Raw genomic sequence first — 15,906 nt, 5'->3', positions numbered from 1 at the left:
GCCCCTTCAGGGGGCGCCGAGCCCGGCCGCGTCGCCGGGCCGCCACCGGTTCAACTCCCGATCGATCGCGCCCTCCGTCCCGTGCAGGAACTCCGCGGTCGGCAGGCCGGGGGCCAGGGCCGCGAGGTAGCTCACCACCACCGTGCCGGACCGTGTCGCCGCGCCCCCGGGCCAGAACAGGCCGGAATTGAGCGCCACCGGCACCACCGGCAGGCCGAGACGGCCGTAGAGCAACTCGACGCCGCGCTTGAAGCGGAGCGGCTCGCCGATCGCGCCGCGGGTGCCCTCGGGGAAGATCAGGACCGACCGCCCCGCCGCGACCGCCTCCCGACCGCCGTCGATCATGGTGCGCAGGGCCTGGGTGCCCTTGGCTCGGTCGATGACGATCATCGGCGAGCGCCGGAGGAACCAGCCGACCACCGGGATCGCCAGCAGCTCCCGCTTCGCGACGATCGCCACGTCCGGCACCAGGACGAGGAAGGCCAGCGTCTCCCAGGTCGACTGGTGGTTGGCGACGATCAGGCAGGGCTCGTCCGGCAGGTGCTGGCGGCCCTCCTCGACGTAGCGCAGCCCCACGATGCGCCTGAGCCCGCCCAGGATCCCGCGCGCCCAGAGCCGCGTCGCCCTGCGGATCGGCCGCTGCGGCGATCCGGACAGGAGGAAGATCGCCAGCGGCGCGAGGAACAGGGTCGTCCAGGCGGCCCAGTAGACGGCGAACAGGAGCGAGCGGGCGTGCGCCATGGCGGGCCTCGACGAGGGGCCCGGGACAGGGCAGGCGCCGGGCATAGCGCCTGTCGGTCGGTCGCGCACGGCCTTTCGCCCGCCGGGCGGTGAGCGGACTGTCGCGGGCCGCGAAATCGGCTATCGGAGCGCAACGCCGTCAGAACCCCCGCGCCGCCCGTGCAACTCACCGTCACCACCTGGAACATCAACTCGGTGCGCCTGCGCATCGACCTCGTGCTGCGCTTCCTCGCCGAGCACAGGCCGGACGTGCTCTGCCTGCAGGAGACCAAGTGCCCGGACGATGCCTTCCCGCTGAAGGCCCTGCGCGGCTCGGGCTACGAGCACGTGATGTTCGCGGGCCAGAAGGGCTACAACGGCGTCGCGATCCTCTCGCGCTTCCCCCTGCACACCCGCGCCGTGATGGGCTTCTGCGAGCGCCAGGATGCCCGCCACATCTCGGCGGTACTGGGGCCGGAGGCCGGTGCGGCCTCGGGCATCGTGCTGCACGATTTCTACGTCCCCGCCGGCGGCGACGTGCCGGACCGCGACCTCAACCCGAAATTCGCCCACAAGCTCGACTTCCTGTCCGAACTGCGCGCCTGGGGCGGCAGGCGCGTCTCCGGGCCGGCGATCCTCGTGGGCGACCTCAACGTCGCGCCCCTGGAGCACGACGTCTGGTCGCACAAGCAGCTCCTCGACGTGGTCAGCCACACGCCGGTGGAGACCGAGGCGCTGGAGGTGCTGCGCGGGGAGGCGGGCTGGATCGACGCGGCGCGCCACCTCACCCCGGAGCCGGAGAAGATCTACACGTGGTGGAGCTACCGCTCCCCCGACTGGTCGGCCGCCAACAAGGGGCGGCGCCTCGACCATGCCTGGGTGTCGCCCGACCTCGCCGGGACCGTCCGCAAGGTCGAGGTGCTGCGCGAGGCCCGCGCCTGGGAGCGCCCCTCCGACCACGCCCCGGTGACCCTCACGCTGGAGCTGTGACCGGGCGCGGAACTGCGGCGCGGTCCGAGCATTGCCCGCTCACGAACCCGTGACGTGAGCGAGCCCCGATGCGCAAGATCCTGATCGCTTTCCTCCTTCCCAAGGTCGTGTCCTACCTGCGTCGCCGCTACGGCGGCCCGCACGCTAACCGCAACCGGGCCTTCTGAGACGGCCCGGTCGCGGCCACCGCCTGTGACCCCCGGGCGCAGGCGGTGGCCGCGGCGACGGCCCTAGATCCTGCGGGTCCCAAGCCGAGGAGCCGCACCCGATGACCCAGGACCCGCGCGAGGCCGGCCCCCGGCCGCCCTTCCCCGGCGACCAGCAGCAGACCCGCCCGGGCCTCACCACGAAGATGACGCCGCGCCCCGACCACGGCGAGGAGAGCTACGTCGGCAAAGGCCTGCTCACGGGTCAGGCGGCGCTGATCACCGGCGGCGATTCCGGCATCGGCCGGGCGGTGGCCATCGCCTACGCCCGCGAGGGCGCCGACGTGGCGATCTCCTATCTCGAAGCCGAGCAGGAGGATGCCGAGGACACGAAGGCCTGGGTCGAAAAGGCCGGCCGCCGCTGCCTGCTCCTCCCCGGCGACATCCGCGACGAGGCCCGGTGCCGGGATCTCGTGGCGCGCACCGTCGCGGCCTTCGGGCGCCTCGACATCCTCGTGAACAACGCCGCCGCCCAGGTGGTGAACGAGGGCCTCGACGATCTGGCGGCGTCCGACATCGAGGGCTCGTTCCGCGCCAACGTCTTCGCCATGTACTACCTCGCCCAGGCGGCGGTGCCGCACATGAAGCCGGGCGGCGCGATCGTGAACAGCACCAGCGTGCAGGCCAAGGTCGCCGGGCCGAACATGCTGATCTACGCCGCCACCAAGGGCGCGATCGCGAGCCTGACCATCGGCCTGTCGAACCTTCTGGCGCCGAAGGGGATCCGGGTGAACTGCGTCGCCCCCGGGCCGGTCTGGACGCCGATCCAGCCGATCGTGAAGAGCCCGGAGCAGATGGAGCAACTCGGTGCGCAGACGCCGCTCGGCCGCGCCGGCCAGCCCGCGGAACTCGCGCCGGCCTACGTGCTGCTCGCCTCCCGCGAGGGCAGCTACATGTCCGGGGCACTGGTGCCGGTCACCGGCGGCATGCCGATGCTCTGATCCCGCACCCGTCGCCGTTCTTTGCGGCGGCACCACGCCGTCGTCCCGAGCGCAGCGACGTGACCCGGACCCGCGGGACATCCGCCGGGCGTGGCGCTCCCGGGTCGCTTCGCTGACGCGGGTCATCGCCGGGCGGATGTTCGGGCAGACCCTCGACGGCGCGCGCGCGATCCATCAGACGTTGCGGGCGGATCGGTTCACAACGGCGGGACGGCCCGGAAGGCCGCCCGGGTCCGGCGCGCGGTGATGGCACCGCCGCGGACCCGAACGCTGACCCGCGCCATCCGGGCGCCGCCGATCCCGACGGAGACGACCATGAGCGACGCCCAGGCCCGGACCGCGCTGGTGACGGGGGCCGCCCGCGGCATCGGCCTCGCCACCGCGACCCGCTTCCTCGCCGACGGCTGGAACGTCGCCCTTCTCGACATCGACGGCCCGGGCGCGGCGGCGGCGGCCGAGCGGCTCGGCCGTCCGGAAGCCACGCTCGCGGTGACGGCCGACGTCTCCGACCCCGAGGCGGTTGCGGCGGCGATCCAGCAGGTCGCCGACCGGTTCGGCCGCCTCGACGCCCTGGTCAACAATGCCGGCATCGCGATCTTCAAGCCGCTGACCGAGACCACCTTCGCCGACTGGTCGCGGGTGCTCGCCGTCAACCTGTCCGGCCCGTTCCTGTGCACGCAGGCGGCCGTCCCGCTCCTGTCCGAGCGCGGCGGCGCCATCGTGAACATCACCTCGATCTCGGGCCTGCGCGCCTCGACGCTCCGCACCGCCTACGGCACCAGCAAGGCGGGGCTCGCGCAGCTCACCAAGCAGCAGGCCGCCGAGCTGGCGCAGTACGGGATCCGCGTGAACGCCGTCGCCCCCGGCCCGGTGGACACCGCGATGGCCAAGGCGGTGCACAGCCCCGAGATCCGGGCGGACTACCACGACGCCGTCCCGCTCGGCCGTTACGGGCTGGAGACGGAGCTCGCGGAGGCGATCGTGTTCCTCTGCTCGGAGCGCGCCTCCTACATCACCGGTCAGCAGCTCGCTGTCGACGGCGGCTTCGAGTCGACGGGAATCGGCCTGAAGACGCTGCGCGGCGCGCGCAACATCTGAACGCGTCGGCCCGATCCGCCGGGTTCGGACAGGGTTCGTTAACCCTGCCGCCGTAGCCCGGAGGCTTGGTCAACAGGCGCGGGCACCATGCCGAGACTCGGCTCCATGATCGTCGACGGTCTAGCGTTCGTCCTCGTGGCGATCGCCCTCGTGGCGGTCGTCGCCGGCTACGAGCGGAACCTGCCGGATCCGTCCGTGTCAGCCGCGCCGGTCGCCGCGGGCGCCCCCGTCTGGACCGACCCCGAGACGACGGGCTCGATCGCGCCGGCCGCGGGCCCGGTCGCCCGCTGGGCGGACGCGCGGCCCCCGTTCGCGGCGCCGGAGTCGGATCGCGCCGCCGGTGGAACCTGGGTGAGCCCGCCCCGCCGCTGAGGCGCCGCGGGGCGGTTCACCGGGGCTCCCGCCGCGATCACAACTGATCGTTAACTATGGTTGCCGAACCTTCCACCGCACAGCGAAGCGGAGAGGCACCCATGGCGCGCGACGGCAACCGACCCCACCCGAGCGCCCTGGCGCGGTATCCGGTTCCGATCGAGCTGATCTCGGCCCTGTTCCGCGCCGACGACGCGGAGCGCGACCGGCTGCTCGCGCCGATGCCGGCCTACGGCCGCGCCCGGATCGCCGCCTACTGCGCCGAGCACGCGCGGCTCGAGGCGCTCGGCCTGAAGGTCGCGCGCTCCTGCGACGAGGCCACGCTGGTCAGGGCTGCGGGCGAAACGGTCGGCGCCGACCTCTTCGCGCGCTCGCGGGCGCCCGCGCCGGCGCCGATCCAGCTCCAGGCAGCCTGACCGACCCGCCGAGCGGAGGCCCGGCCGGCCGAGAGTGTCGGCTCGATGAATGCCCGAGCCTGTCCGGGTTCACAGCGGCCGGCGCATCCTCCTGTCATCGGCCCGGCGCGTCCGGGCCGCAGGTTCAGGAGATCGTGTCATGATGCGCGCCAAGGTGATCGGCCTCGTCGCGGTGGCCGCCGCGGCTCTCGCGACCGCCACGACGGCCAACGCGGCGCCGTTCGGCTACGGGCCGCCCGATGCCGGATCGGTGATCGAGCGCGTGGCCGGAGGCTGCGGTCCGGGCTTCCATCCCAATCCCTGGGGCCATTGCCGGCCGAACGATCGCGGCTGGGGCTGGGGCGGACCGCGGGGACCCTACGGCGGCCGGCCCGGCTACGGCGGCTACGACCGCGGCTATGGCGGCTACGGCGGCTACGAGGGCCCGCGCCGGTCCTACGGCGGCTGGTGATCCGCGTCGGCGACCCGAGTTCGGGTCGCCGCGTCCAGAGCTCGGCCCGCCGCGCGCGATCCGGATCCGCGGCCGGCCGGTGCCGGGTCAGTGCTCGGCCATCGCGTTGTCCCCTGGAACGGACAAACCCATATTCACGACGGCATAGAGCCGTATTAATCTCTTTCGGGACGCAACATAGTGTCCCGGAGATTCTTCGTCATGAGTCGCTATGTATTTGCATCCCTGATGATCGCCGGCCTGGTGGCAGGCGCCGCGCCGGCCGCCGCGCTCTCCGCGAAGGATTGCTCGGTCAAGTATCAGGCCGCCAAGCAGGCCGGCACGCTCAACGGCCAGAAGTGGAACGACTTCCGCAAGGCCGAGTGCGGCGCGGCGGCCGACAACGCCCCGACGACCGCGCCGAACCCTGTCTCGCCGACCGCGACGACAGCTCCGGCCGCGCCGCCGGCCGCCCCGCGCGCCGGGACGACGTCCGCCGCCGCGGCATCGGCCACGTTCCCCCGCGCCGTCGATCCGAAATACGCCAAGGAATCGGCCGGCAAGGCCCGGATGCACACCTGCCTCGACAGCTACAACGCCGCGAAGGCTGCCGGCACGCTGGGCGGCATGAAGTGGATCGAGAAGGGCGGCGGCTACTACTCGGCCTGCAACCGGCAGCTCAAGGGCTGAGCGGCGGCGCTCCGGGGCGCCGAAGGCGGGCGGCCCGAGACCTGCGCCAGCGGATCTGGATCCCGGGCACCGCCGCGCGGTCCCGGGATGCTGACTTGAAACGGCTGCGCTGACGCAGCCCAGATGTCCGCGTCACCCGGGTCGGGAAGGCCGACTCGAGTGACGGTACAGGGCCTCCGGATCGCAGGCGGTCCTAGAAGGGGATGTCGTCGTCGAGGTCGTAGCCGCCGCGGCTGCCACCGCCACCGCCGCCACCCGAGGAGGCCGGGGCCGGCCGCCGCTCGCCGCCCTGGGCGCGACCGCCGCCGAAATCACCGCCGCGATCACCACCCCGGCCACCGCCGAAGTCGCCGCCGCGGCTGATCTGGCCGCCGCCCTCGTCCTCGCCGGCGAAGTCGCCGCCCCCGCCGCCGCGCCCGTCGAGGATCGTCATCTCGCCGCGGAAGCGCTGGAGCACCACCTCGGTCGTGTACTTCTCGACGCCGGAATTGTCGGTCCACTTCCGGGTCTGGAGCTGGCCCTCGATGTAGACCTTCGAGCCCTTGCGCAGGTACTGCTCGGCCACCCGGGCGAGGTTGTCGTTGTAGATCACGACCGAGTGCCACTCGGTCTTCTCCTTGCGCTCGCCGGTCGCCTTGTCCTTCCACGACTCCGACGTCGCGAGCCGGAGGTTGCAGACCGGGTCGCCCGAACCGAGGCGGCGCATCTCGGGATCGCGCCCGAGATTGCCCACCAGAATCACCTTGTTGACGCTGCCCGCCATCGCTCTCTCCTAGTCGTACGGATCTCACAGGGCATCTGCCCGGCGGCGCGCGAACCATGCGCCCGGGCCTCCGGAGCGGCAACCGGCGGGGCGGGCTTGTGCCCGCTTTCCGCAGCGCCGACGGATCGATTTGTTCTATATCTGTTCCGTTTCGGCAGCAAGCCGCTCTCAGGCGACGCGGACGACGAGCTTGCCGAAATTCCGACCTTTCAACAGGCCGATGAACGCCTCGGGGGCGTTCTCCAGCCCCTCGACCACGTCCTCGCGGTAGCGGACGCGCCCGTCCTGGATCCAGCCGGCGACCTCCTTGCGGAACGTGTCCGCCTGCTCGGCGAAGTCCCACACGATGAAGCCCTGGATGTGCAGCCGGTTGGTCAGGACCGCGCGCATCAGGCCGGGCAGGCGGTCCGGGCCGGGGGGCACCTCGGTGGCGTTGTAGGCGGAGACGAGGCCGCAGACCGGGATCCGCGCGAACGGGTTGAGCAGCGGCAGCACGGCGGCGAAGACCGCGCCGCCGACATTCTCGAAGTACACGTCGATGCCCTTCGGGCAGGCGGCCGCCAGCGCGCCCGGCAGGTCGGATCCGCGATGGTCGATCGCGGCGTCGAAGCCGAGCTCCTCGGTGAGGTAGCGGCACTTCTCGGGGCCGCCCGCGATCCCGACGGCGCGGGCGCCGTGGATCTTGGCGATCTGGCCGACCAGGGAGCCCACGGGGCCAGCGGCGGCGGCCACCACGACGGTCTCGCCGAATTTCGGCCGGCCGATGTTGAGGAGGCCGGTATAGGCGGTCATGCCCGGCATCCCGAGCACGCCCAGCGCCGTGGAGGGCGGGGCGGCATCGGGGTCGACCTTGCGCGAGCCCTTGGCGTCGGTGACGAAGTACTCCTGCCAGCCCGCGAAGGCTGTCAGCAGGTCGCCCACGGCGTGATCCGGGTGGTTGGAGGCGACCACCTCGCCCACCGTCTCGGCGGTGATCGGCGCGCCGATCTCGACGGGCGCCGCGTAGGATTTCGCGTCGCTCATCCGGCCGCGCATGTAGGGGTCCAGCGACAGCCAGCGGGTGCGCAGGAGGACCTGGCCGGGTCCGGGCTGCGGCACCGGCACCTCCTCCAGGCGGAAATTCTCGGGCCGCGGCTCGCCGTGCGGGCGCGAGGCCAGGACGATGCGGCGGTTCATGGCGGTGGTCATTCCGGACTCCGGGACACGGGCTTCCGCCCCGATCTGGGGCGCCGGGCCCGCGAGGCAAACGCGCCGCCGCGATCGCGCGGCCGAGTCGCGCGTTGTCCCGACTCGAGAGCGCGGAGCGGCGGCATGCGGGAGACGGCACTGGGACTCGGGCTGGCAGCTATGGCGGCGGGGGCCGCCCTGGCCGGTCCCCTCGACGGCTATCGCGACCGGGCGCGGGTGCTGGTGCTGTCGGCGCCCGAGGCCGGGGACACGCAGCTCCGGGCGCAGCGGACGGCGCTGGCCTCGGTCCGCACCGGCGTCGCCGAGCGCGACCTCGTGGTGCTCGAAGCGGTCGGCGCGGGGGCCGAGGCGCGGGCCCTGCGCGAGCGCCTCGGCCTGCCCGCGGACAGCTTCCGCGCGGTCCTGGTCGGCAAGGACGGGGGTGCCAAGATCACCGAAGCGGCGCCGATCGCGCCGCAGAGGCTGTTCGCCACGATCGACGCGATGCCGATGCGCCGCAGCGAGATGCGCGAGCGCCGCTAGGGCCCGGGCCAGGGCTCGATCCCCTGTGAACGGCGGGGCCGCGGACACCATCGGTTAAGCCTACCGGCCTATCACCGAAACATGTCGACGGCCGCGCACCGGCCGTCCGTTGAGGCCCGCCAGGACGTTCGGACGAGACGCTCGAATCGATGACCCGACAACAAGTCGCCACCGCCATCCGCCGCCTCGTCGACCTGCAGGTCGAGGATATCGAGCGCGCGGTCCGCGACGGCCACAAGACCATCGCGCTGAACGAGCTGGCGGATCTGAACCGCCAGCTCAAGGCCTTCGCGGCCGCCCTCAGGAAGGCGCCGGCCCGCATCTGAGCCGGATTCCCGCGCTACCAGCGCGGCCCGCCCCAGCGACGGGGCGGGATGTCCTCCGGCGGCGGGGGAGGCGGCGGCGGCCCGCGGTCGACGACCGGCTCATCGCAGACCCGCACCCGTCGCAGCACCGGCTCCCCGTCCGGACCGAAGCGCCGCCGCACGAATTCCCGGCATGCCTCGGGGGACGCCTCCGGGGACGCTTCCGGGGGCGCCGCTGTGAAGCGGGGGCCGCGGACTTCGGGTTCGGGCCGCGGTCCCGGAGGGGGCGGGGGCGGCGGTGGCCGGCGCTCCGGCTCGTCGTCCTGGGCGGGCCCGCCGTAGCCGTGCGGCGGGTAGGGGCCGTCGAAATCGGCGGCCAGGGCCGGGCCGGCGGCGAGGAGCAGGGCGCAGAAGCCGGTTCGTAAGAGGAGACGACGAGCGGGCACGGTGGCCTCGGCGTGAGCGGGCGCGCGGGGATCGCGGCCATCATCGCCGGAGGATGCGACGGGGTGCCTGAACCGCCTCCGAGCCGCGGTGTCGGCCGCCGTTCAGCCGGCTACTTCTGCATCGCGTTCACTTCGCACTGGGCGTAGTCCGCGCTCGCCTTCACGTAGGCATTGAGCTTCTGCAGGTAGGCCTCGGCGATCGGCCGGAAGGCCTGCGCCTGCAGGTTATAGGCCTTGATCGCGTCGTTGTAGCTGTAGGCCTCCCAGCCCGGGCAGCCTTCCTTGGCGTCGAGGCAGGCGGGCTTCGGCGGCAGCTCCGGCTTGGCCGGGCGCGCGGAGGCCGGCGGCGGCGCGGGCGGCGTGCAGGCCGCGGCTGCCGGCGCGGCGGCGGCCGGCGGCGGCGCGGCGGGCGCCGCCTTGGCGGCCGGCTTCGCGGCCTGGGTCGCGGGGGGCGTCGCGAAGGCGAGGGTCGGCGCGAGCAAGCCCGCGATCAGGAGAGGCGTGCCGCGCATGGCGTCTCGAAAGCTCCGCTGGGCCCGGGGCCGCCGGCGGCGGAGGACCGGGAGCGGGTTCTGCGGCATCAGGCCGACGGCGACAAGGGCTCCCGGACGGGCTCCCGGACGGGCTCCCGGATAGGCTCCCGGCGGGCCGCCTGGGCCGGTCGCCTGCCCGTTGCCGGGGCCTTCGGGCCGCGCACGAGCGCAACGAGCAGGAGCGACAGGCCGACGGCCAGCACCCACCAGGCCGGCCGGATCGGCCCGGAGAAGTCCAGGTTGGCGGCGAGGACGAGGTTGGCCGGCACACCGCTGGCGAGGCCGTACCACGCGGCCTCCAGGCCGGCGGTCGCGAGCCCGGCGACGATCGCCAGGAAGAGGAGCGACCAGGGCCGCTCCGGCCACTGGAAGCGCCGCATCACCCGCCAGCCCATCAGCAGCAGGAACAGGCCCGCCGAGAAGACCGGGTCGGTGACATCGATCTTCGACTGCAGGAAGTAGTGGACCAGGGCCGCCACGGCGATCGTGTAGGTGAGGCGGTGCAGGCGATTCCAGTTCGGGCCGAGGTTGCGGATCGCCGCGTCCGTGGAGGTCAACCCTAAAGCGATCAGGCCGATCAGGGCCACGAAGCCGATCGTCAGGTAGAGCCGGAGCGCGATCTCGGAGATCACCTTGGTGAGGATCAGGTTCTGGTCAACGGCGTAGAGGGTCAGATGGGCCACCGCGTAGGCCATCACGGTGACGCCGAGCATGCGCCGCACGACGAGGACCTTCGGCCAGTCCGCGAGGCGGCGCAGCGGCGAGATCGCCAGCGAGAAGAGCAGGAAGCGCACCGCCCACTCGCCGGTGGCGTGGATCAGCGCGGTGATCGGCTTCGCCCCGAGGGCGTCGAGCCGGTAGGCGGCCGCGAGGTAGAGCGCGGGCGCGACGCAGCACGCGAACACCGCGAGCTTCAGCCAGGAGAGGCGGCCGGCCCGGTCGAGCCAGGGGAGGGGGATGCCGAGGGCGGCGGCCGAGCGATCGATCATGGGTCCGAACGGAAGCTTCGCGGTGGACGACGGCGCCGCGCCGATGGCCCGGGCCACCGGCGGGAACGGCTGCCCGGGCCATCGGTGCCGTCACGAGTCGGTTCGCCGCGGGCGTTCGCGGGTTACAGGGCGGCGTTGACCTGTGTTGTGGTTGACCGCGCCGTTCCCGCGGCGAGATAGCGAGACGACGGACGTTGGAGGGATCCCATGCAGTATCGCACGCTCGGCCGCTCGGGCCTCAAGGTCTCGCCGATCTGCCTCGGCACGATGATGTTCGGCGGCCCCACCGACGAGGCCACGGCCGGCCGCGTCGTCGCCAGCGCCCGGGAGGCCGGGATCAACTTCATCGACACGGCCAACGTCTACACGGAGGGCCGCTCGGAGGAGATCACCGGCCGGGCGATCCGGGCCGAGCGCGACGCCTGGGTCCTGGCCACCAAGGTCGCCAACCCGACCGGGCCGGGCGTCAACGACCGCGGCCTCTCGCGGGTCCACGTGATGAAGGCCGCCGAGGACAGCCTGCGCCGCCTCGGCACGGATTTCATCGATATCTACTACCTCCACAAGGAGGACCACGACACGCCGCTGGCCGAGACGGTCCGGGCGATCGCCGACCTCGTGCGGGCGGGCAAGATCCGCCATTTCGGCGTCTCGAATCACCGCTCCTGGCGGGTCGCCGAGATCTGCCGGCTCTGCGACGAGGCCGGGATCGACCGGCCGGTGGTGAGCCAGCCCTACTACAACGCCTTCAACCGGATGCCCGAGACCGAGCACCTGCCGGCCTGCGCGCATTTCGGGCTCGGCGTGGTGCCGTACTCGCCGCTCGCGCGCGGCGTGCTCACCGGCAAGTACGACCCCGACGCGCCGCCGCCGGCCGAGTCGCGCGCCGGCCGCCAGGACGCCCGGATGATGCAGACCGAGTGGCGCCCGGAATCCCTGCGCATCGCCCGGACCCTGAGGGAGCACGCCGAGGCCCGCGGCATCACGGCCGGCCAGTTCGCCACCGCCTGGGTGCTGAACAACCGCCTCGTCACCGGCGTCATCGCCGGGCCGCGGACGGAGGCGCAGTGGCAGGAATATCTCGGCGCCCTCGACTACGCCTTCACCCCGGAGGACGAGGCGCTGGTCGACGGGTTCGTGGCCGCGGGGCATCCGACGACGCCGGGCTACAACGATCCGGCCTATCCGCTGGAGGGGCGGGTGCCGCGCAGCGGCTGAGCAAAGGCGATCTCCGACCGAACCCCTCATCCTGAGGTGGCCGCGAAGCGCGACATCGAAGGATGAGGCGGAGCTGGGGACGAGCGGGCTCGCGCGGCGCGGCGGATCCACCTTGCGCTCCGGGCCGAGGGCCGCTATCTAGCTCTCAACAGTTCTGATGGCAGTCGAGAGGCTGCGGTTCGGGAGTGGGCCCCACCGGGTCCGCTCTTTTTTTTCGCCGCACATCCTCTCGCCGCACGAGGCCCCACGCCGCGGACGGCCAGGCAGAACGCCGCGAAGGTTGCGCGCTGAACACCCATGTCGTCCGAGATTGAAGCGGATCTGTCCGAGAAGCGCCTCGTCCGCGAGGCCGGAGTCGCCGCGCGCGTCGCGCAGGCGATCGAGGGGCCGCTCGCGGGCCTCGGCTTCCGGCTGGTCCGGGTGCGGATGTCCAACGTCAACGGCTGCACCGTGCAGATCATGGCGGAGCGGCCGGACGGCACCTTCACGATCGACGATTGCGAGGCGGTGAGCCGCGCGATCTCGCCGATCCTCGACGTCGACGACCCGGTGGGCGGCGCCTACAACCTCGAAGTGTCCTCGCCGGGGATCGACCGGCCGCTGGTGCGGGTCTCGGACTTCGCCCGCTGGGCCGGCTACGAGGCCAAGGTCGAGCTGAGCCCGCCGCTGGACGGGCGCAAGCGCTTCCGCGGCATCCTCGGCGCGCCGGACCCGACGGGCGCGACCGTCCCGATCGACCTGCCCGACGTGAAGGAAGGGCTGCCGAGCCGCATCGACCTACCGCTGAAGGACCTCGCCGAGGCCCATCTCGTCCTCACCGACGAGCTGATCCGCGAGTCGCTGCGCCGCGGCGGGCCGCCCGCCACGGACGAGGCCGACGAGGCCGAGGACGAGGAGGACGCCGCGGAGAGCGCGCCGCCGGCGCGCGCGCCCTTCCAGCCGAAGGGCCCCCGCAAGGCCAGCCCCGCGGCCAAGCCCCAGAAACAGGCCCGGACCGGCCCGAAGAAGCCGGTCGTGACCAAGGCGTCCCGGCTCAAGGACCGCGACTCCCTGCACTGAGACCCCCGCGCCGGCCGCCCGGCGGCCGGCCCGAAGATTTGACGGAAGAGAAGGACCGACACCGATGGCCGTCGTCAGCGCCAACAGGCTCGAACTCCTCCAGATCGCCGACGCGGTCGCCCGCGAGAAGGTGATCGACCGCTCCATCGTGATCGACGCGATGGAGGAGGCGATCGCCAAGGCCGCCCGCTCGCGCTACGGCGCCGAGACCGACGTTCACGCCGAGATCGACCCGAAGACCGGGGCGCTGCGCCTCTCGCGCCACCTCCTGGTCGTCGATCAGGTGGAGAACGACGCCCGCGAGATCACCCTCGACCAGGCCCGCCGCTACAACCCGGGCGCGCTGGTCGGCGACGTCATCTCCGACACCCTGCCGCCCTTCGATTTCGGCCGCGTGGCCGCGCAGTCGGCCAAGCAGGTCATCGTCCAGAAGGTGCGCGACGCTGAGCGCGCCCGCCAGTTCGACGAGTACAAGGACCGCATCGGCGAGATCCTCAACGGCATCGTGAAGCGGGTCGAGTACGGCAACGTCATCGTGGATCTCGGCCGCGGCGAGGGCATCGTGCGCCGGGACGAGATGATCCCGCGCGAGACCTTCCGGCCGGGCGACCGCATCCGCTCCTACCTGTTCGACGTGCGCTCGGAAGTGCGCGGCCCGCAGATCTTCCTGTCGCGCTCGCACCCGCAGTTCATGGCCAAGCTGTTCGGCCAGGAAGTGCCGGAGATCTACGACGGCATCGTCGAGGTGAAGGCGGTGGCCCGCGATCCGGGCTCGCGCGCCAAGATCGCGGTGATCTCGCGCGACGGCAGCATCGATCCCGTGGGCGCCTGCGTGGGTATGCGGGGATCTCGCGTGCAGGCCGTCGTCGGCGAGCTGCAGGGTGAGAAGATCGACATCATCCCGTGGTCCGAGGACGAGGCGACCTTCATCGTCAACGCCCTCCAGCCCGCCGAGGTGGTGAAGGTGGTGCTCGACGAGGAGGCCGACCGCATCGAGGTGGTGGTGCCGGACGACCAGCTGTCGCTGGCGATCGGCCGCCGCGGCCAGAACGTGCGCCTCGCCTCGCAGCTCACCGGCTGGGACATCGACATCCTGACCGAGGCCGAGGAATCGGAGCGCCGCCAGAAGGAGTTCGCCGAGCGGACCCAGGTGTTCATGGAGGCGCTCGACGTCGACGAGACCGTCGGCCAGCTGCTCGCCGCGGAAGGCTTCCGCAACGTCGAGGAGATCGCCTACGTCGACATCCAGGAGCTCTCCGGCATCCAGGGGCTCGACGAGGAGACCGGCACGGAGATCCAGGCCCGGGCCCAGGACCACCTCGCCCGGATCGAGCAGGCGCACGACGCCCGCCGCACCGAGCTCGGCGTCGCCGACGAGCTGCGCGAGATCGAGGGCATCACCACGCCCATGATGGTCGCCCTCGGCGAGAACGACGTGAAGACCGTCGAGGATCTGGCGGGCTGCGCCACCGACGACCTCGTCGGCTACACGGAGGGCCGCGGTCCCGAGGCCGTGCGCCACGCCGGCTACCTCGACGGGTTCGACCTGTCCCGCGCCGAGGCCGAGGCGCTGATCATGGCCGCCCGCCTGAAGGCCGGCTGGATCGAGGCCCTGCCGGAGCCGGAGGCCGAGGAGGGTGCCGAGGCGGCCGAGGGCGACGAGGCCGCCCCCGCGCAGGCCGAGGCCTGAGGCAGGCGCCGGCGGCGGAGGCGCGATGGTCGCGGTCGACACGACCCTGCCCGAGGACGGGCTGGATGCCGGGGGGCTCGATGCCGGCCCCGGCCGCCGCTCGCCCGAGCGGACCTGCATCGTCACGCGCGTCGTCCAGGCGCCGGACGCGATGATCCGGTTCGTGCGCGGGCCGGACGGTAGCGTCGTGCCCGACCTGCGCGCCAAGCTTCCGGGCCGCGGCGCCTGGATCAGCGCCCGGCGCGAGGCTGTCGCGACCGCGGTGCGGAAGAACCTGTTCTCGCGGGCGTTCAAGGGGCCGACCCCGGCCGCCCCCGACCTGCCGGACCGGATCGCCGCCGGGCTGCGGGACGACCTGCGACAGGCCATCGCCATGGCCAACAAGGCGGGCTGCGTGGTCGCGGGCTTCTCGAAGGTCGAGGCCGCGATCGGCGGGCAGCCGGGCGCCATTGCGGTGATTCATGCCGCCGAGGCGAGCCCGGACGGCCGGCGGAAGATCGCGTCGGCCTTGCACAGGCGCCACGGCGGGGCCATGTCAAGGATCCCGATCATCGATGACCTGTCCGAGGACGAATTGGACATGGCCTTAGGTCGGGATCATGTGATACACGCTGCGCTCGTCGCAGGAGCCGGAGCCGCCGGCTGCCTGTCGCGTTGGCGTCGGCTACGCTCCTTCGAGGGCGCCGCCGCGGCGACCGGGGAGCCCGATCCAGCCCGAATCGGCGGGATCGACGAAGCCTCACGTTGACGACGCAGGACTATTTTGACCGGCGCCACCGGGTGTCGGTTCACGGGACGATGGAAACCCTCAGGGTTCAGGCTGAATGAGCGATACGAATAACCCGGGCGACAAGACTCTGAACCGGACTTCCCCGAAGCCGCTCGGCCTCAAGCGGCCGATCGAGGCGGGCACCGTGCGTCAGAGCTTCTCCCATGGCCGCTCCAAGCAGGTCGTGGTCGAGACGGTGAAGCGCCGCGTCATCGGTGCGGCGCCGGCCGCCCCTGCCCGTGAACCCGCGCCCGCCCCGCGCCCGGCGGCCCCCGCGCCGACGGCGCCGGCCCCGCGTCCGGCGCAGCGCGCCGCTTCGGGGGTCGTCCTGCGCACCCTGAGCGAGCAGGAGAGTGCGGCCCGCGCCGCCGCCCTCGCCGACGCGCAGCGCCGCGAGGCCGAGGCCCGCCGCAAGGTGGAGGCCGAGGCCGAGGCGCGCCGTCGCGAGGCCGAGGAGCAGGCCCGCCGCGAGCGCGAGGCCGCCGAGGCCCGCCGTCGCGAGGACGAGGAGCGCAAGGCCGCGGCTGCGGCCGCCGCTGCGGCGGCGGCTGACGCTGCCAA

Annotated in this window: 20 protein-coding genes; 14 read left to right on the top strand and 6 right to left on the bottom strand. The window is 72.8% G+C overall.

Annotated features, from left to right (window positions below; translation table 11 throughout):
- Positions 1-6: 6 nt before the first annotated feature.
- Positions 7-741, bottom strand: a complete 735-nt coding sequence (locus ACLBYG_RS29245) for a lysophospholipid acyltransferase family protein (RefSeq protein WP_447683796.1) — start codon at positions 739-741, stop codon at positions 7-9.
- A 159-nt stretch (positions 742-900) separates the two neighbouring features.
- Between ACLBYG_RS29245 and xth the strand changes: the two genes are divergently transcribed.
- The 7 genes from xth (at position 901) to ACLBYG_RS29210 (ending at position 5,863) form a co-directional block, all read left to right on the top strand.
- Entirely contained in the window at positions 901-1,710 is an 810-nt protein-coding gene (gene xth, locus ACLBYG_RS29240) for an exodeoxyribonuclease III (RefSeq protein ID WP_447683795.1), read from the top strand.
- Positions 1,711-1,978: 268 nt separating this feature from the next.
- On the top strand, positions 1,979-2,857 hold the full coding sequence (locus ACLBYG_RS29235) for an SDR family oxidoreductase (RefSeq protein ID WP_447683794.1): 879 nt from the start codon (positions 1,979-1,981) through the stop codon (positions 2,855-2,857).
- Between the two features lie 315 nt (positions 2,858-3,172).
- Positions 3,173-3,955 carry an SDR family NAD(P)-dependent oxidoreductase gene (locus tag ACLBYG_RS29230; RefSeq protein ID WP_026604859.1) on the top strand — a complete coding sequence of 261 codons (783 nt, stop codon included), beginning with the start codon at positions 3,173-3,175 and terminating at the stop codon, positions 3,953-3,955.
- 87 nt (positions 3,956-4,042) lie between these two features.
- Positions 4,043-4,327 carry a hypothetical protein gene (locus ACLBYG_RS29225; protein ID WP_447683793.1) on the top strand — a complete coding sequence of 95 codons (285 nt, stop codon included), beginning with the start codon at positions 4,043-4,045 and terminating at the stop codon, positions 4,325-4,327.
- A gap of 101 nt (positions 4,328-4,428) precedes the next feature.
- Positions 4,429-4,743, top strand: coding sequence for a hypothetical protein (locus ACLBYG_RS29220; protein ID WP_100251345.1), 315 nt, complete (start codon positions 4,429-4,431; stop codon positions 4,741-4,743).
- A 139-nt stretch (positions 4,744-4,882) separates the two neighbouring features.
- Complete coding sequence (locus ACLBYG_RS29215) at positions 4,883-5,194, top strand: GCG_CRPN prefix-to-repeats domain-containing protein (RefSeq protein WP_091679725.1); 312 nt, start codon at positions 4,883-4,885, stop codon at positions 5,192-5,194.
- Positions 5,195-5,395: 201 nt separating this feature from the next.
- Positions 5,396-5,863, top strand: coding sequence for a hypothetical protein (locus ACLBYG_RS29210; RefSeq protein WP_091679723.1), 468 nt, complete (start codon positions 5,396-5,398; stop codon positions 5,861-5,863).
- 193 nt (positions 5,864-6,056) lie between these two features.
- Here ACLBYG_RS29210 and ssb read toward each other — a convergent pair whose 3' ends face one another.
- Together ssb and ACLBYG_RS29200 are read right to left on the bottom strand one after the other, a co-directional pair.
- A complete protein-coding gene (ssb, locus tag ACLBYG_RS29205) occupies positions 6,057-6,626 on the bottom strand; it encodes a single-stranded DNA-binding protein (protein WP_020092725.1) in 570 nt (189 codons plus the stop codon).
- A 168-nt stretch (positions 6,627-6,794) separates the two neighbouring features.
- Positions 6,795-7,814 carry an NADP-dependent oxidoreductase gene (locus tag ACLBYG_RS29200; RefSeq protein WP_447683792.1) on the bottom strand — a complete coding sequence of 340 codons (1,020 nt, stop codon included), beginning with the start codon at positions 7,812-7,814 and terminating at the stop codon, positions 6,795-6,797.
- 123 nt (positions 7,815-7,937) lie between these two features.
- Here ACLBYG_RS29200 and ACLBYG_RS29195 point away from each other — a divergent pair, with 123 nt between their 5' ends.
- On the top strand, positions 7,938-8,336 hold the full coding sequence (locus tag ACLBYG_RS29195) for a DUF4174 domain-containing protein (RefSeq protein ID WP_447683791.1): 399 nt from the start codon (positions 7,938-7,940) through the stop codon (positions 8,334-8,336).
- A 149-nt stretch (positions 8,337-8,485) separates the two neighbouring features.
- Positions 8,486-8,662 carry a hypothetical protein gene (locus tag ACLBYG_RS29190; protein WP_012320668.1) on the top strand — a complete coding sequence of 59 codons (177 nt, stop codon included), beginning with the start codon at positions 8,486-8,488 and terminating at the stop codon, positions 8,660-8,662.
- Positions 8,663-8,676: 14 nt separating this feature from the next.
- Here ACLBYG_RS29190 and ACLBYG_RS29185 read toward each other — a convergent pair whose 3' ends face one another.
- The 3 genes from ACLBYG_RS29185 to ACLBYG_RS29175 all read right to left on the bottom strand — a co-directional run bounded on the left by ACLBYG_RS29185 (position 8,677) and on the right by ACLBYG_RS29175 (position 10,609).
- Positions 8,677-9,087 (bottom strand): hypothetical protein, encoded by a 411-nt coding sequence (locus tag ACLBYG_RS29185; protein WP_234081248.1) that lies wholly within the window; start codon positions 9,085-9,087, stop codon positions 8,677-8,679.
- A gap of 110 nt (positions 9,088-9,197) precedes the next feature.
- A complete protein-coding gene (locus ACLBYG_RS29180) occupies positions 9,198-9,599 on the bottom strand; it encodes a hypothetical protein (protein ID WP_056525759.1) in 402 nt (133 codons plus the stop codon).
- Between the two features lie 68 nt (positions 9,600-9,667).
- Positions 9,668-10,609, bottom strand: coding sequence for a sulfite oxidase heme-binding subunit YedZ (locus tag ACLBYG_RS29175; RefSeq protein ID WP_447683790.1), 942 nt, complete (start codon positions 10,607-10,609; stop codon positions 9,668-9,670).
- A gap of 207 nt (positions 10,610-10,816) precedes the next feature.
- Here ACLBYG_RS29175 and ACLBYG_RS29170 point away from each other — a divergent pair, with 207 nt between their 5' ends.
- The 5 genes from ACLBYG_RS29170 to ACLBYG_RS29150 form a co-directional block, all read left to right on the top strand.
- The gene (locus ACLBYG_RS29170) at positions 10,817-11,827 is read left to right on the top strand and encodes an aldo/keto reductase (protein ID WP_020092720.1); all 1,011 of its coding nucleotides are present in this window, start codon (positions 10,817-10,819) and stop codon (positions 11,825-11,827) included.
- A 297-nt stretch (positions 11,828-12,124) separates the two neighbouring features.
- Positions 12,125-12,886 carry a ribosome maturation factor RimP gene (rimP, locus tag ACLBYG_RS29165; RefSeq protein ID WP_091679719.1) on the top strand — a complete coding sequence of 254 codons (762 nt, stop codon included), beginning with the start codon at positions 12,125-12,127 and terminating at the stop codon, positions 12,884-12,886.
- A 64-nt stretch (positions 12,887-12,950) separates the two neighbouring features.
- Entirely contained in the window at positions 12,951-14,576 is a 1,626-nt protein-coding gene (nusA, locus tag ACLBYG_RS29160; RefSeq protein ID WP_091679718.1) for a transcription termination factor NusA, read from the top strand.
- 25 nt (positions 14,577-14,601) lie between these two features.
- Positions 14,602-15,324 (top strand): RNA-binding protein, encoded by a 723-nt coding sequence (locus ACLBYG_RS29155; protein ID WP_020092717.1) that lies wholly within the window; start codon positions 14,602-14,604, stop codon positions 15,322-15,324.
- A gap of 76 nt (positions 15,325-15,400) precedes the next feature.
- Positions 15,401-15,906, top strand: a 506-nt coding sequence (locus tag ACLBYG_RS29150; RefSeq protein ID WP_447683789.1) for a translation initiation factor IF-2 associated domain-containing protein, incomplete at its 3' end; no start/stop codon positions are given.

Source organism: Methylobacterium sp. D53M (assembly GCF_053345625.1).
The sequence above is the reverse complement of the archived record's forward strand: the minus strand, read 5'-3'. Positions and strand labels throughout refer to the sequence as shown.

Excerpts from the sequence above, each read along its gene's own strand:
- rimP (WP_091679719.1), top strand. The coding sequence starts at position 12,125 with ATGTCGTCCGAGATTGAAGCGGATCTGTCCGAGAAGCGCCTCGTCCGC.
- ACLBYG_RS29225 (WP_447683793.1), top strand. The coding sequence starts at position 4,043 with ATGCCGAGACTCGGCTCCATGATCGTCGACGGTCTAGCGTTCGTCCTC.
- ACLBYG_RS29210 (WP_091679723.1), top strand. The coding sequence starts at position 5,396 with ATGAGTCGCTATGTATTTGCATCCCTGATGATCGCCGGCCTGGTGGCA.
- ACLBYG_RS29155 (WP_020092717.1), top strand. The coding sequence starts at position 14,602 with ATGGTCGCGGTCGACACGACCCTGCCCGAGGACGGGCTGGATGCCGGG.
- ACLBYG_RS29230 (WP_026604859.1), top strand. The coding sequence starts at position 3,173 with ATGAGCGACGCCCAGGCCCGGACCGCGCTGGTGACGGGGGCCGCCCGC.
- ACLBYG_RS29215 (WP_091679725.1), top strand. The coding sequence starts at position 4,883 with ATGATGCGCGCCAAGGTGATCGGCCTCGTCGCGGTGGCCGCCGCGGCT.
- ACLBYG_RS29190 (WP_012320668.1), top strand. The coding sequence starts at position 8,486 with ATGACCCGACAACAAGTCGCCACCGCCATCCGCCGCCTCGTCGACCTG.
- ssb (WP_020092725.1), bottom strand. The coding sequence starts at position 6,626 with ATGGCGGGCAGCGTCAACAAGGTGATTCTGGTGGGCAATCTCGGGCGC.
- nusA (WP_091679718.1), top strand. The coding sequence starts at position 12,951 with ATGGCCGTCGTCAGCGCCAACAGGCTCGAACTCCTCCAGATCGCCGAC.
- ACLBYG_RS29175 (WP_447683790.1), bottom strand. The coding sequence starts at position 10,609 with ATGATCGATCGCTCGGCCGCCGCCCTCGGCATCCCCCTCCCCTGGCTC.
- ACLBYG_RS29245 (WP_447683796.1), bottom strand. The coding sequence starts at position 741 with ATGGCGCACGCCCGCTCGCTCCTGTTCGCCGTCTACTGGGCCGCCTGG.
- ACLBYG_RS29200 (WP_447683792.1), bottom strand. The coding sequence starts at position 7,814 with ATGACCACCGCCATGAACCGCCGCATCGTCCTGGCCTCGCGCCCGCAC.
- ACLBYG_RS29220 (WP_100251345.1), top strand. The coding sequence starts at position 4,429 with ATGGCGCGCGACGGCAACCGACCCCACCCGAGCGCCCTGGCGCGGTAT.
- ACLBYG_RS29170 (WP_020092720.1), top strand. The coding sequence starts at position 10,817 with ATGCAGTATCGCACGCTCGGCCGCTCGGGCCTCAAGGTCTCGCCGATC.
- ACLBYG_RS29235 (WP_447683794.1), top strand. The coding sequence starts at position 1,979 with ATGACCCAGGACCCGCGCGAGGCCGGCCCCCGGCCGCCCTTCCCCGGC.
- ACLBYG_RS29180 (WP_056525759.1), bottom strand. The coding sequence starts at position 9,599 with ATGCGCGGCACGCCTCTCCTGATCGCGGGCTTGCTCGCGCCGACCCTC.
- ACLBYG_RS29195 (WP_447683791.1), top strand. The coding sequence starts at position 7,938 with ATGCGGGAGACGGCACTGGGACTCGGGCTGGCAGCTATGGCGGCGGGG.